General features: G+C 40.1%; 15 protein-coding genes and 4 pseudogenes. 15 read left to right on the top strand and 4 right to left on the bottom strand.

The genetic code is table 11. The annotated features are described in order from the left end of the window. Window positions 1–7 precede the first annotated feature (7 nt). From A3835_06390 to A3835_06435, 10 genes are all read left to right on the top strand, one after another. Entirely contained in the window at window positions 8–376 is a 369-nt protein-coding gene (locus A3835_06390; GenBank protein ORI07209.1) for an L-arabinose ABC transporter, read from the top strand. Further along, a complete protein-coding gene (locus A3835_06395; GenBank protein ID ORI07210.1) occupies window positions 377–796 on the top strand; it encodes a hypothetical protein in 420 nt (139 codons plus the stop codon). It abuts the gene before it with no gap. A 57-nt stretch (window positions 797–853) separates the two neighbouring features. Beyond that, window positions 854–1,597, top strand: coding sequence for a 3-oxoacyl-[acyl-carrier-protein] reductase (locus tag A3835_06400; GenBank protein ID ORI07211.1), 744 nt, complete (start codon window positions 854–856; stop codon window positions 1,595–1,597). A gap of 88 nt (window positions 1,598–1,685) precedes the next feature. Next, window positions 1,686–1,919: an acyl carrier protein gene (locus A3835_06405; protein ID ORI07212.1), complete on the top strand. Its 234-nt coding sequence runs from the start codon at window positions 1,686–1,688 to the stop codon at window positions 1,917–1,919. A gap of 34 nt (window positions 1,920–1,953) precedes the next feature. Next, window positions 1,954–3,165, top strand: a complete 1,212-nt coding sequence (locus tag A3835_06410) for a beta-ketoacyl-[acyl-carrier-protein] synthase II (protein ORI07213.1) — start codon at window positions 1,954–1,956, stop codon at window positions 3,163–3,165. A gap of 1 nt (window position 3,166) precedes the next feature. Next, entirely contained in the window at window positions 3,167–4,102 is a 936-nt protein-coding gene (locus A3835_06415) for an acetyl-CoA carboxylase carboxyltransferase subunit alpha (protein ID ORI07214.1), read from the top strand. Window positions 4,103–4,294: 192 nt separating this feature from the next. After that, entirely contained in the window at window positions 4,295–5,149 is an 855-nt protein-coding gene (locus A3835_06420; protein ORI07215.1) for a colicin E2 tolerance protein CbrC-like protein, read from the top strand. A 10-nt stretch (window positions 5,150–5,159) separates the two neighbouring features. After that, window positions 5,160–6,011 (top strand): peptide methionine sulfoxide reductase, encoded by an 852-nt coding sequence (locus A3835_06425; protein ID ORI07216.1) that lies wholly within the window; start codon window positions 5,160–5,162, stop codon window positions 6,009–6,011. A 63-nt stretch (window positions 6,012–6,074) separates the two neighbouring features. Further along, entirely contained in the window at window positions 6,075–6,341 is a 267-nt protein-coding gene (locus A3835_06430) for a hypothetical protein (GenBank protein ORI07217.1), read from the top strand. Between the two features lie 46 nt (window positions 6,342–6,387). Next, the gene (locus A3835_06435) at window positions 6,388–6,798 is read left to right on the top strand and encodes a hypothetical protein (GenBank protein ID ORI07218.1); all 411 of its coding nucleotides are present in this window, start codon (window positions 6,388–6,390) and stop codon (window positions 6,796–6,798) included. Between the two features lie 156 nt (window positions 6,799–6,954). On the opposite strand, the pseudogene A3835_06440 reads toward A3835_06435, so the two are convergent. The 4 genes and pseudogenes from A3835_06440 to A3835_06455 all read right to left on the bottom strand — a co-directional run bounded on the left by A3835_06440 (window position 6,955) and on the right by A3835_06455 (window position 10,155). Next, a pseudogene (locus A3835_06440) lies at window positions 6,955–7,355 on the bottom strand (cupin). A gap of 89 nt (window positions 7,356–7,444) precedes the next feature. After that, window positions 7,445–7,861, bottom strand: coding sequence for a hypothetical protein (locus A3835_06445; protein ID ORI07219.1), 417 nt, complete (start codon window positions 7,859–7,861; stop codon window positions 7,445–7,447). Between the two features lie 17 nt (window positions 7,862–7,878). After that, window positions 7,879–9,026, bottom strand: a pseudogene (locus tag A3835_06450) (butanol dehydrogenase). Window positions 9,027–9,071: 45 nt separating this feature from the next. After that, a pseudogene (locus A3835_06455) lies at window positions 9,072–10,155 on the bottom strand (hypothetical protein). Window positions 10,156–10,345: 190 nt separating this feature from the next. Here A3835_06455 and A3835_06460 point away from each other — a divergent pair. The 5 genes and pseudogenes from A3835_06460 (at window position 10,346) to A3835_06480 (ending at window position 13,917) form a co-directional block, all read left to right on the top strand. Further along, a pseudogene (locus A3835_06460) lies at window positions 10,346–11,229 on the top strand (AraC family transcriptional regulator). Window positions 11,230–11,332: 103 nt separating this feature from the next. Then, window positions 11,333–11,947, top strand: a complete 615-nt coding sequence (locus A3835_06465) for a riboflavin synthase subunit alpha (GenBank protein ID ORI07220.1) — start codon at window positions 11,333–11,335, stop codon at window positions 11,945–11,947. 9 nt (window positions 11,948–11,956) lie between these two features. Then, window positions 11,957–12,688, top strand: a complete 732-nt coding sequence (locus A3835_06470; protein ORI07221.1) for a multicopper polyphenol oxidase — start codon at window positions 11,957–11,959, stop codon at window positions 12,686–12,688. Between the two features lie 156 nt (window positions 12,689–12,844). Continuing rightward, complete coding sequence (locus tag A3835_06475) at window positions 12,845–13,450, top strand: hypothetical protein (protein ORI07222.1); 606 nt, start codon at window positions 12,845–12,847, stop codon at window positions 13,448–13,450. Window positions 13,451–13,701: 251 nt separating this feature from the next. Beyond that, window positions 13,702–13,917 carry an acetyltransferase gene (locus tag A3835_06480; GenBank protein ORI07223.1) on the top strand — a complete coding sequence of 72 codons (216 nt, stop codon included), beginning with the start codon at window positions 13,702–13,704 and terminating at the stop codon, window positions 13,915–13,917. Window positions 13,918–14,002 lie beyond the last annotated feature (85 nt).

Consider the following 14,002-nt stretch of genomic DNA (forward strand, 5'->3'; position numbering starts at 1 on the left):
ACGGGCGATGTGTTGTTTTGGGACTAGGATCTTTTTGCTTATGCTTATCACTGTTTTAAGCTTTGGCTTTGCTAGGCTCTACCCAGTTTTACCAGTCGTTGGCTACTACTTGATACTTGCAAATTTGCTCTCGATTTTAATGTTTTCACTATTTTTTAAAGGGCTTTTGCCAAGCTTTGTAAAGGTTAATGCGATTCACTATTTTTCGCTAATTGGTGGCTTTTTAGGAGCATTTTTAATGATGCTTGTTTTTAAAAAAGTAGCAAAAGATAAATTTACTTTAGTAGAGCTTATTATTTTTACACTTTGGGTGCTAATAATCGCTATAGTTATCTTTAAATTTCAAGTCATTCTTGACATTTTTAGAGGAATTTAGATGGATGAGAGAATAGTTAAATTTTTTAAAAAGATGCATCTCGCAAGTGTCTGCGCCATTGATGACGAGGGTCAGCCTTACGCTTTTAGCGCATTTTACGCCTTTGATGAGCTAAGCTTTTGCCTTTTGTTAGCTAGCTCTGATGAGAGCTCACATGTTAAATTTTTAAAAAACTCAAAGCTTGTTGCTGGCACGGTCGCTCTTGATACAAAGATCGTTGGTAAGATAGAGGGCGTACAGTTTCAAGGAGTGATGAGAGAGGCTAGCGCAAGTGAGCGAGAAATTTACTTTAAAAGGTTTTTTTATGCAAAAGCAATGGATCCAAAGATTTGGTGCATAAATCTTGAAAAACTAAAATTTACGAGTAATGTCCTTGGTTTTGGCAAAAAGATAAGGTGGGAAAGAAACGATAAAATTTAGACGTTAAGCTTATATAAGCTACAATCATTGAAAAATTAGAAAAAATAAGGAGAATTTATGAAATTTAGCGGGAAAAATGTACTAATAACAGGTGCAAGCAGAGGTATAGGCGCACAGATCGCAAAGACGCTTGCAAATATGGGCTTAAAAGTGTGGATAAACTACCGCTCAAAGCCTGAGATAGCAGACGCTTTGCAGGCTGAGATCGAGCAAAATGGCGGCAAGGCTGCAGTGATAAAATTTGACGCAACTGACGAAGATGAGTTTATAAAAGGTATAAATTTGATAGTTGATAGCGATGGTGAGTTAAGCTACCTCGTAAACAACGCTGGCATCACAAACGACAAGTTAGCACTTCGCATGAAAACAAGCGAATTTACAGATGTGATAAATGCAAATTTAACTTCAGCCTTCATCGGATGTAGAGAGGCTTTAAAGGTTATGAGTAAAAAACGTTTCGGAGCGGTCGTAAACGTCGCATCTATCGTTGGTGAGATGGGGAATGCCGGCCAGGTAAACTACTCAGCAAGCAAGGGCGGACTAATCGCCATGAGCAAGAGCTTTGCAAAAGAGGGTGCAAGTAGAAATATCCGCTTTAATAGCGTAACCCCAGGCTTTATCGAGACTGATATGACGCATGGGCTAAGCGATGAGGTGAAGAAAACTTATAGCGATAATATCCCGTTAAAACGCTTTGGCAGCGCTAGCGAGGTGGCTGAGGCTGTGGCATTTTTACTAAGTGATCACGCGAGCTACGTAACTGGCGAGACGCTTAAAATAAACGGCGGACTTTATATGTAGGTAAATTTCAGACAAGTTTTGAAATTTAAAATAAATAAAAGCGTAAATATTATAAGATAACAGACATTTTTTATAAGGAGACCTTAAAATGGCAGTATTTGAAGACGTAAGAGACGTAGTTGTAGAGCAACTAAGTGTAGATCCACAAGCAGTAAAATTAGAGTCTAAAATCATTGAGGATTTAGGCGCTGATTCACTTGACGTTGTAGAGCTAGTTATGGCTTTAGAAGAGAAATTTGAAGTAGAAATTCCTGATAGCGAAGCAGAGAAATTAATAAGCATTCAAGACGTTGTAAATTATATAGAAAAGCTAGGTAAATAATTAAAATTTACACAGTTTGATTTAAGGAGATGTATTGAAACGAGTCGTTGTAACTGGTATAGGCATGATAAACGCACTTGGCCTTGACAAAGAGAGTTCTTTTAAGGCTATTTGCGAGGGTAAAACAGGTGTGAAAGAGATCACAAGCTTTGATGTAAGTGACTTTCCTGTTAAAATTGCTGCCGAGATAACTGATTTTGATCCGAATAGCATTTTAGACGGCAAAGAGGTGAAAAAAGTAGATCGTTTCATACAGCTTGGCATAAAAGCATCTAATGAAGCTATGGCTGATGCAAATTTTAAAGAGTTTGATGCTCATAAATTTGGCGTTAGCTCGGCAGCTGGCATAGGTGGTTTGCCAAATATTGAGAAAAATTCAATTACATACTTTGAAAAAGGCGTAAAGAGAATTTCTCCATTTTTTATTCCATCAGCACTTGTAAATATGCTAGGTGGCATAGTTTCTATAAATCACGGACTTAAGGGTCCAAATTTGTCTAGTGTAACAGCATGTGCAGCAAGCACTCATGCGATATCGCAAGCTGCAAAATGTATAATGATCGGTCAAGCTACAAATATGCTAGTTATCGGCGCTGAGTCTACTATCTGTGGCGTTGGCATAGGTGGCTTTGCAGCGATGAAAGCGCTATCAACAAGAAACGATGAACCAAGTAAGGCGTCGAGGCCATTTGACGCAAATCGCGATGGTTTTGTAATGGGTGAAGGAGCTGGTGCACTTGTGCTTGAAGAGTATGAATCAGCTGTTGCAAGAGGTGCTAAAATTTATGCTGAAGTAGTTGGATTTGGCGAGAGTGGAGATGCACACCATATCACATCACCAACACTTGAAGGCCCATTAAGTGCAATGAAACAAGCACTTGATATGGCAAAAGGTGTAAAGATAGACTATGTCAATGCACATGGTACTTCAACACCTGTAAATGACAAGAATGAAACTGCGGCGTTAAAAGCAGTTTTTGGTGATAAATGTCCACCAGTTAGCTCAACAAAAGGTCAAACTGGACACTGCCTAGGCGGTGCTGGTGCGATCGAAGCTGTCATATCTATAATGGCAATGAGAGATGGCATCATCCCTCCAACGATAAACTACGAAACGCCAGATCCAGAGTGCGATCTAGACTACGTTCCAAATAAAGCTAGAAAAGCTGATATAAAAGCTGTTATGAGCAACTCATTTGGCTTTGGTGGCACGAATGGCGTCGTGATATTTAAAAAGTTGGATTAAGATGTCAAATTATTTAGATTTTGAAAAAAGCATAAAGCAAATTGATGAAGATATAGCAAATGCTAAGATCAGAGGCGATGAACATGCTGTTGAAATTTTAAATAAGAATTTATCCAAAGAGATATCAAAAGTATATAAAAATTTAAACGAATATCAACGTTTGCAACTTGCTCGTCATCCAGATAGACCATATTCTATTGATTATATTAATGCACTTTTGATTGATGGATATGAGATTCATGGAGATAGAGCATTTAGAGATGATCCAGCGATAGTTTGTTACATCGGCTATATTGGAGGTAAAAAGACTGTCGTTATAGGCGAGCAAAAAGGCCGTGGCACTAAAAATAAATTAAGAAGAAATTTTGGTATGCCTCATCCTGAGGGTTATCGCAAAGCTCTTAGAGTTGCAAAAATGGCTGAGAAATTTAATCTACCTATTTTATTTCTCATAGACACTCCAGGCGCATATCCAGGTGTTGGAGCTGAAGAGCGAGGACAAAGTGAAGCTATAGCTAGAAATTTATTTGAGTTTGCAAATTTAAAAACTCCAATAATTGCTGTTGTTATCGGCGAAGGTGGAAGCGGTGGCGCTTTAGCTATTGGTGTGGCTGATAGACTTGCCATGATGAAAAATTCTGTGTTTTCGGTTATTTCGCCAGAAGGCTGTGCGGCAATACTTTGGAATGACCCAGCTAAACAAGAACAAGCTACAAAATCTATGAAAATAACAGCTGATGATTTAAAAAGTCTATCACTGATTGATGCTGTTATAGATGAGCCGATAAATGGAGCCCATAGAGATAAAGATGGTGCTGCAAAAGCACTTGCAAATTATTTTATCTCAGAATTAGCTGAGCTTGAAAAGCTTGATATAAAAGATCTTGTAGCAAAAAGAATAGAAAAAATTCTATCTATCGGAGCATTTGAAGAATAAATTTATAGTCACAACAATTTTATAAAAATATTTATTAAATTTGTTTGTGGTACCATCTACTAAAAATACTAAAAATATTTAAAATCAATATAAATTTAATCGCTTTAACTGCCATAATTTTTACACTGGCTTTTATATCTTTAAGATTTAAACACTAAAATTATTAATATCAAATCCACATAAAGAATATTAATGAATAAATTTCAAGAAAAATATATCACTCTTTCAAAAGAATATTATAAAAATAATGGCAATGCTTCTAGTATTGAGGCACTCTATCAGTTTAAAGAAGAGTTGGAAAATTGTGATGACATTCACGCAAAGTATGTTCTAGTCGATGTTTATCAGCTTTTATCTATGAGAAAGAGTGCTTACGACTTACTTTTAAAAATACATGATAAAAGTGATAAAAAGCAGCTAAAGACACTTGGCTATCTAGTGCAATTCATTGACGAGAATGATAGATGGGCACTACCTCGCCCAAAAAGTAGAGATCAAATTTTAGCTCAAAAAGACAAAGCCATCACGTTACCAAAATTTATCTACCATCCTAATCCTTTAAGAACCGGTGTATTTAAAGATGATATGAACATAGTGTGTGAGTGTTGTGGCAAAGATACTGAAGTTTATTATAGCGGTAGCATTTATTGCGAGCAAGATATTTCGTATCTTTGTCCTACTTGTATTTCTAGCGGCAAGGCTGCCAAGAAATTTGATGCTACATTTGTACAAGATGCTGACAAACTAAATACAAGTGATGCTAAAAAGGATGATGAACTTTTTAGAAGAATCCCGGGCTACGAGAGCTGGCAGGGTGAGCATTGGATAGTTTGTTGTGATGATTATTGCGAATTTTTAGGTGACGTTGGTACAAGAGAGCTTGAAGAAAATGGTATAGCAGACGAGGTCTTTGAGGACTACGCAAAAAGAGCCGAATACGACGATAAAATGCTACGCGAACATCTTGTTAAAGCTGGCGATATTGCTGGATATTTGTTTCGTTGTTTGCATTGTAAGAAGTATCATATATACGTTGATGCTTGTTAAAGAGGAAAATATGGATATTGCAAAAATTTCTAAAGGTTGTAAAGAACGTGGGCTGGATGAACTTTTTAAACTTTTATCGCCACTAGCAAGAAATGCCATAAGGATAGATGTGCAAGCTAAAAATGACGATGATATCGCCGTTGGAGCGTCTAAATTTGGCGGCTCGCCAGATCTGCCAGATAGTTTAGCATGGCCGTCAAATGAAAATGGCGCGCTTAGCTTTGTGGTACAGATAAATTTTACTGAAGCTAGCAAATTTGACATTGACTCACTACTGCCAAAAAGTGGAATGCTCTATCTCTTTTATGATAGAAATTTGCGTGTTTGGGGCTATGATCCTACCGATAAAAATGGCTTTGCAGTGATCTTTTCTGATGTAAATGATGAGTCACTTTCTCGCAGGAGAGCGGAGAGCTTAGAGGGAGAAAATTCTATATTTAATGCACGCTTGCTTAGCTTTAAAAATGAGATAAATTTGCCAAATTTACAAAGCTCAATTGTGCCATTTAGTAAAATTAGTGAGGCTGAGTGGGAGGCCTATCATGAGGTTATTGAGCCAAGCTGGCAGGCTAAAGAAAATAAGCTCCTTGGACACTCTGATAATGTCCAAGATGGCATGGAGCTAGAGTGTGAGCTGGTTGCAAATGGACTTAGTTGTGGTGATGGTAGCGCTTATCACCACCCAAGAATAGCGGAATTTGAGAAAAATTCTGCCCAGTGGCAACTGCTTTTACAGATAGATAGTGATGATGAGGGCGACATGGACTGGGACGGAGAGGGCAGAGTTTATCTGTGGATAAAGAAGGATGATCTTTTGGCGCGCGATTTTAGCAAGACGTGGCTAATTTTGCAAACGAGTTAATTACAAAAATTTATTAAGATCGCTTGTATTTTTGTATCATTGGCAGTCCTTTTAAAGGGATTTATGCCTAAAATTTCATCACGCAGGCACTTTCTTGCTACGACTGCTTTGCTTGCAGCAAGTGCCATTTTGCCTACTTTTGCTCACACATCGCCCACAAAAGGTCAAAACCAAACAAATTTAAAAAAGATGATTAAAAATATCGTTTTAGCTCATGGCGCGTTTGCCGATGGTTCTTGCTACGCTGAGGTGATCCGCCACTTGCAAGAAGCTGGCATTAACGCCGTTGCCGTGCAAAACCCGCCAACTCCACTTGTAGCAGACGCTTAGAGGCTTAAGCGCACACTTTAGAGGGCTCAGGGCAAGAGTCTGCTAGTTGGGCACTCACGAAAAGGTCGCTGCTCTTGTTTATTTCTCAGCCACCCTGCCCGATAATATCGAGTGCGCTGCTGAGGCGCTTGAGCGGCAAAATGCGCCGATGAAAGGTCTTAGTCCAGATGCAAATGGCAAGATATTTTTGCCAGCTGAGGCGTTTGCGGATGTGATGGCAAATGACCTGCCAGCAAAGCAAAGCCGCGCTTTAGCAGCGCTTCAAACGCCTATAAATGCAGCTACATTTAGCGATAAGATAGGCACGGCTGCTTGGCATGAAAAGCCATCTTTTTATCTTTTAACTAAAAACGACCACGCCTTGGCGTATGAGGTGCAGCAGCGTTTTGCAAAGCAGATAAATGCAAAAACAAAAGAGTTGGCAAGTTGGCTCATTGAGATTGCAAATTTGATTTAAATTTATAAAACGAGCCACTTTAAATGAGTGGCTTGAGGTTAAATTTTATTAGTGTTTTTTACTCATCAAAGCTTTAAAATTTTAAATAATTAAGCCCATCAATGCCCAAATTTAGGCAAAATGTATTATGGCTAAAGGCTAAATTTGGCCGCCACTTTAAGATTTGTCTATCTTTTGCAGTTCGTCCGCTTTTTTGATCAAATTTTTGTATTCGTCCTCGCTTAAATGCTCCAGCCATGTTACGTTTTGCCGTCCTTTTCAAAGGTCACTGCGATGTGCTCGCCATCTTTTTGCACTCCGGCTCCGTGCCAGTGCTTGAGGTTAGGCAGGCAGAGCACTACGTCGCCAGCACTAGCTATTTGCAAGATGCCGTCTGCTGTGCCAGTGTAAATTTTGCCCTTTGTTACGATCAAATTTTGCCCTGCGGGATGTGTGTACCACGCCGTGCGAACTACGCGCGGAAAATGCACTAACGCTGCTCCTGCGTTTGCATAAGGTGTCGCGCCAAAAAGTAGCGTGACTTTTGGCAGACCGCCTGCAAAAATTTTATCGCTCACCTTGTCGTAGGTGGCAGTTATCTTTTTTAACTAAAATTTAAGCGTTTTAATTTTATTGATCAAGATTTTCAAGCATCCTAAAATTTATATTATTTTACTAGCTCAATCTTGATCTGCCCGTTTTTTGCGACCAAGCTCGCGTCGCCCTCGATCATGCCTAAGCGCACGATACCTTCGTAGTAAGGCTGGTAGCCGCAGTAGATGACAAAGTTATTCCACGGAGCAAAGTACGAGATTTCGCCTTTTTTGCCGTCGCTGCCGCTCGGAGCGCCTCTTGTATCAAGCGGTTTTGGCAGCTTAGCGACCTTTTCGTGTCCGCCGTAGTCCCATAAATTTAGCGTTAGCGGCAGCTGTGCAGCAAAGCTTCTTGCTGCTGCCGTATCATCTAGGATAGCCGTCGCTTCGCCGTTAGAGCTCTTTAGGACTATCTTTAAATTTTGCATTTTCTCTCCTGCTGCTAAATTTAACCCAGCAAAAAGCATAAAGACGGCTAAAATTTTTCTCATTTTTACTCGCTTTAAATTTATTTTGCCAGTTCAAGGATTTGGACGATATTTTTCTTTGGATAGAGCTCTTGCATCGCCCACGCCTTTGCGTTTTCAAAAGCTACATCAGCGATCTCGTTAATAAGCGACTCGCTATCTATCTTTAGCTGCGATAGTCTTGTTGGAGTGCCTATTTTGTCAAACCACGCTTTTAGCGCCTCTATGCCCTCATCTGCGGTTTTAAGCCCAAAAATTTCCCTCGCAAAACGCTCAAATACGCCTAAATTTCTATCCTTATACCACCTCATCCATGCAGGCATCACTACGCTAAGCCCCACTCCGTGCGCGCAGTACGTTACTGCACTCATCGCATGCTCGATCATGTGATTTGGATACTCAATGCCTGAAGTACCGACCATGGTTATGCCATTTAGCGCCATCGTCGCAGCCCAGGCAAACTCAGCTCTAGCGTCGTAGTCATCAGGGTTTGCGAGTAAAATTTCGGTCGTACGGATGATGGTTTTGATGTTTGCTTCTACCTGCATTCTGGCGATTAGCGGATAGTTTGTAGCCGTGAAATAGCCCTCGATGCTGTGCGCGATAACGTCGCTTGCGCTATAAACTAGATAGTCGCGGCTGACGGTGGCTTGTAGCTGCGGGTTTATGACGGACACTTTTGGGAAAAGGCACGGCGCGCCAGATGAAGCTTTAATTTAGCCGCTTCGTTGGTCACGACGCCGTTTTGATTCATCTCAGAGCCAGTTGCCGCTAGCGTGATGATGTCAAATACCATGAGCGACTCGGCCGGATTTTTACCTACGAAAAAGTCCCACACGTCGCCATCGTATTTAGCTCCGGCAGCGACTGCCTTTGCAGAGTCTAGCACCGAGCCGCCGCCAACAGCTAGCACGCTATCGACGCCAAATTCACGGGCTATTTTGATCGCTTCATTTACTTTGCTTAGCACCGGGTTTGACTTTACGCCGCCAAGCTCAGTAAATTCGATGCCGTTTGCTTTTAGACTATCGGTAGCTACGCCAAGCAGTCCGCTCTTTCTTACGCGCTCGCTGCCGTATAGCACAAGGGCTTTTTTAACTCCAAATTCTCTCATGTACTCGCCGATATGAGCCTCTTTGCCTTTACCAAATTCTATTCTTACCGGGTTATAAAATGTAAAATTTTCCATTGTTTTCCTTTTTAAATTTCCCCCGCAATGTGCATGGGCAGCGATTTATTTCAAATTTGCTTTGAAAAATTCCTCAAATTTATCATATGGGATCTTGTTATTTTTATTGTCATATAGGTCTGTATGTACGGTGCCAGGGACGATAACTAGCTCTTTATTTTTAGTGCCAAGAGATTTAAAAGCATCCTCGCTAAAGTATCTTGAGTGCGCCTTTTCGCCGGCTACGATAAGAGTTGGAGTTCTCATCTCGCTTGCGTAGGCAAGGATTGGCATATTTATAAACGAGATAGGGTTTGTAACGATCCAGCCGCTCTCTCCGCTGTTTGAATTTACAGAGCGTTTGTGATAACCGCGTGGCGTGCGGTAATAGTCTGCATACTGAGCGATAAACTGTGGCGTGCTTGCGTCTATCTTTTTTGGATCAACATTTACCGCACCCGTATATGTCGGTTTGCCATTTTTAGCATCGAGCCAGCGTTGCTCGGCTAGCTTCTTTTTAGTTTTATATCTCTCATAGGCGCCCACGCTATCGTTGTAGTCTTTTGCCATCACTCGCGTCATATCATACATCGTGCTGGTCGCAACCGCCTTTATGCGAGGATCGGCAAGAGCTGCATTTAGAGCAAAACCACCCCAACCACATATACCTAAAATGCCAATCTTTTCGCGGTCTATATTGCTCTGGGTGCCTAGAAAATCCACCGCCGCACTAAAATCATCAGTGTTTATCTCTGGGCTTGCTAAATTTCTTGGCTCGCCGCCGCTCTCTCCGGTGTAGTTTGGATAAAAGGCAAGCGTGATAAAGCCGCGCTCGGCTAAAGTTTGGGCGTAAAGGCCGCTTGATTACTCTTTGACTGCGCCAAAAGGTCCGCTAACTGCGATAGCAGCAGCTTTGCCGTGTAAATTTTTAGGCGTGTAAAGATCGCCAGCTATCTCCACACCGTAACGATTTTTAAATTTAACTTTACTTGTGATCTACCTTATCGCTTTTGGCGAAAATTTTATCCCACTCACTCACCATCGATACCGCTTCTAGCGGTGATTTTGCTACGTTTGTGCTTGCCATAGCATTGCCTTCTAAAATAAAACTTGACGCTACAAGCGTCGCCGCAAATTTCTTAAGATTCACCTCTTCTCCTTTAAATTTTTGATATTTTGGCGAGCTTTGGATTTTCCTTGTCCCACATACCGTTTTGTTGGGGTGCATTATATCTGTATTTTAAATTTTACGTTAGAACGATTCTGTAAATTTCATACCTAATCCTACAAATTTTCTAAAAAATGTATAATCTTGCAAAATTTGGCTTAAAGGCGCAAAAATGGCTGATGTAAATTTACTAAAAGAGCAGACAAAAGAGTTTTTATTAGATAGATGTGGCATAAATTGTCTAGAGCAAAGCGGCATTAGCTCGCTTGATTTTATCAGCGCAGTTTATGAGCCGTCATTGTGCATAATACTGCAAGGAGCAAAGGCGATCGGCTTTGGCGATGAGATGTATGGATATGACGAGCGAACCTACGCGCTAGCATATACTCATATGCCCTTAAATGTAAGCTTAAAGGAGGCTTCAAAAGAGAAGCCCTACATCTCGCTTCGCATTAAATTTAGCCTTGATGAGGTCTATGAAGTGCTAAAAGGCGTGGATGTAAAAGAGCAGAGCCTACAAAAAAGCGAAAAAGTCATATTTTTTGGCGAGCTAACGGATGAGATATTGGAGCCTGTTTTGAGGTTTGTTTGGCTGCTAGAAAAGCCAAAAGAGAAGGTCAAATTTCTCTCAGACCTTGCTAAAAAAAAGAGATACTTTACACGCTCGTAACAAACGATAAAAGCGGCTATTTTTTAAGTAAATTTGCAATGCAAGGCAGCGTCTCAAATAAAATTTCAAAAGCCGCGGCAAAGATAAAAAACGAGTTTTCGCAAAAGCTAAGCGTGAAAGATGTCGCTAGAGAGTGCGATATGAGCGAGTCTTCGCTATATCATAACTTCAAAATCGTAACCTCGCTAAGCCCTATAGCTTTTCAAAAAAAGATCCGCCTAGAAGAGGCAAAAAATCTGCTCGCGACCAAAAAGATCGGAGTTGCGCAGGCAGCTTTTGATGTAGGATATGAGAGCGCGTCGCAGTTTAGCCGCGAGTACGCAAGGATGTTTGGCATGCCGCCTAAAGTTCATAGCGAGATTTTACGCTCTGGCGTGGCGTCGTAAATTTATTTTAGTGCTCTTAAATTTCACAAAAACTAGCAAATCTATCCATGCACCAAATTTAGGCAAATTTTAGTAAAATCCTTAAAAAATTTAAAGGCAAAATATGTTTAATGGCTTAATCAGGGAGCTTGCCGAGGTCATTAGCTACTCGCAAAATGTTTTACGGCTAAAGGCTAAATTTCGCCCAAATTTAGGCGACAGCATCGCAGTAAATGGCGCTTGCCTAAGCGTCACCAAACTATATGATGATGGCTTTAGCGTGGAGCTAAGCGCAGAAAGCAGGGCAAATGTCGCGGTTGAAAATTTAAGTGGCAAGGTGCATATCGAGCCTGCGATGAAGCTTGGTAAGCGTGTGGATGGGCATTTGATGCAGGGACACATCGACTTTATCGGCGTGATCTCAGCTATAAAAAAGCATGAAAATGGAGTTGATTTTTACATCGACCTGCCAAAGGAGGCGATGGCTCTTATGGCAAACAAGGGCTCGGTGGGCGTCGAGGGCGTGAGTCTAACGATAAATGAAATTTTGCCAAAGGGTATAAGGCTAACAATCATACCAATCACATTTAAAGATAGTCTTTTTAGTACTTTTAAGGTCGGCAGGCGCGTAAATATCGAAAGTGATCTTTTGGCTAGATACGTAGCTAGGCAGCTTTTTTGCAAGCAAGATAGCACCCTTAGCTGGGACGATGTCGAGCGAATTTCTAGTCTTTACTAGGTGGATAAAATGCGTGAAAATTTAGAGATCGTCTTTGATAAAAATGGCGTATTAGCCGGCTTTACAAATAGATTTGGCGGTGTGAGTGAGGGAGCTTTTGAGAGCTTAAATTTAGCAGATCATGTTGGCGATGATCCGCTAAAGGTCGCACAAAATCGTGAAATTTTAGCAACGGCGCTTGGTATTATGCCTGTTAATTTAAAATTTATGAACCAAATCCACTCAAATAAAGTGGAAATTTTGCAAGATTTTAACAATACCCTACCTCCGTGTGATGGTGTGATAACATCATTAAAAGGCGTGGCGCTTTGTGTCTTAGTCGCTGACTGTGCACCTGTTTTGATAATAGATGAACATCTTGGTGTAGTCGCAGCTGTGCATGCGGGACGCGCAGGTGTTACTAGTAAAATTTGCACAAATGCGGTAAGACTAATGACGAGTGAGTTTGGTTGCTGCACTAGTAATTTACGCGTATTTATAGGCGCAAATATCAAAGTGCAAAACTACGAAGTAGGCAAGCTAGATCTTGGTGAATTTAACCGATACAAAAAAGATGGGAAATTTGATATAAACGCAGCTTTATTAGACGAATTTGCTAAGCTTGGAGTAGAGCAAATATCGCTAGATCCTCGTTGTACTTTTGAGAGAGATGAATTATTCTCATACCGCAAACAGAGTAGGACTGGGCGTTTTTGCGGATTTGTGATGAATAGAGCTACATCAATAAATACTAAAAAATAAAAGTAAATTTTTAGCTTCATTGCTTGCCTGTTAAAATTTGCCTGTTAAATTGTATTGAACGTTTTGATATTTAATTTGATCTAAAAAAATGGCTAAATATAATAATTTTTAGCTACAATCTGATATCAAATCTCAAAAAGAACAACAAGGAAAATCATGCAAATAGGTAAAATTTTGACTGCCATTATGTTAACAGGAGCCTTTTATATGGCGCAAGCACACATGTTTTGGGTAGATGGAGCTAATGATGAAAAGCTAGGAAAATTTATCGCAAACATGGGTTATAGCGACGATTTTCCAAAGCTAGAGCCTATTATGGCCGAACGCGTCCATCTTTTTGCGCCAATTACTGTAATAAGTAAAGATGGTAGCAAAAAGAAGCTTACACAAAGTGGTGAGAACTACCGCTATGAGGGCGAAAGATTAGACAAAGGCACATATATCTTACTAGCACAGCAAAATCCTATGTATTCGCTTAAAAAACGTAGTGATGGCAAGTGGCTAATAGACAAAACTAAGCTTGATCTAAAGGATCTAAGCGATATACAGATTTGCCGGCTGATGACGATAACATCTAAAAGAGTCTTAAATTTAGGTGAAACAAACGACTTCGTAACTAAACCTATTGGAGTTAAAATCGAGATCGCACCGCTACAAAACCCAGCGGATTTTAGAGTGGATAAGCCTTTTAAATTGCAGGTTTTTGCTGATGGAAAGCCGCTAGAGCGAGCCAAACTAACTGGTACTTTTGCTGGATTTTAGACCATAAGCACGCGTTTTATGGTGTGACTGATGAGCAAGGCATCACTGAAGTGTTAGCTCTAAGACCAGGATTTTGGGTATTTGAGGTGATTTATGAAAGACCTTATCCAGATGCTGCGAAGTGCGATAAAGAGACATTAAAAACGACGCTTAGTTTTGAGATAAAAGAATAAAAGTTTGATATAAATTTGAGTCCGAATTTATTATAAATTTTTTATAATCGCTTTGTAATTTTGAAAAGTAGAGAAAGAATGCCTTACGAAAACTTTAAATCAAAAAATCCTCTTGTGCTAAAAATCACTACAAATGCAAGAAAATTTGGCGTAGAAACGATTCAAAATGAGGAGTTTGTAAGCATTCTTTTAAATGTTAAGAAGCTTGAAATTTCATCCGAACAAAGGCAAGCATTGGCAGAAATTTTTGCTAAGTTAATAAAAATTGAAGAAGACTCACAATTAAGTAAATAAACTTTAGTTTAAATTCATATTACTTTAAGTATAATCCCCCTTTATTTCACACACGACAATCCTAAATTTGGTTGTGCAAAAGCAT

Origin of the sequence: Campylobacter concisus, assembly GCA_002092835.1 — a bacterium.
GTDB classification, from domain to species: domain Bacteria; phylum Campylobacterota; class Campylobacteria; order Campylobacterales; family Campylobacteraceae; genus Campylobacter_A; species Campylobacter_A concisus_K.